The sequence below is a fragment of the Faecalibacterium sp. DFI.5.82 genome (assembly GCF_029076575.1).
In the GTDB taxonomy this organism is placed as follows: Bacteria; Bacillota; Clostridia; order Oscillospirales; family Ruminococcaceae; genus Faecalibacterium; species Faecalibacterium duncaniae.
This window is the reverse complement of the sequence record NZ_JARFIS010000892.1, coordinates 1-296: the sequence shown is the minus strand read 5'-3', so window position 1 is coordinate 296 and position 296 is coordinate 1. Positions and strand designations below refer to the sequence as shown.

The 296-nt window shown below is 57.4% G+C and carries 1 protein-coding gene; it reads left to right on the top strand.

Annotated features, from left to right (window positions below; genetic code table 11):
- Positions 1-296: ABC transporter permease (locus tag P0G09_RS19380; RefSeq protein ID WP_275253489.1), on the top strand; the 296-nt coding region annotated here is incomplete at both ends.

The following is a 296-nucleotide window of genomic DNA, read 5'->3' as shown; positions in this document are numbered from 1 at the left end:
GTCTGTTCCTGGCGGCGGCAACGGTGTTCTTCAGGGACATCATGCACATCTGGAGCGTGTTCATCACGGCACTGCTCTACTTCTCCGCCAGCTTCTATGACCCCACCCAGATGACCTTTTCCATCGGCGGGTTCAACATGCAGCAGATCATCAAGCTGAACCCCATGTACTGGTATATCAGCGGCTTCCGTCGCACCCTGATGTGGGGCATCCCGCTGGACCTCTACATGTTTGCGGTCTGCGGCATCTGCGCAGTGGTCTCCATGTGGGTGGGCGTGCACATGTTCCGCAAAACG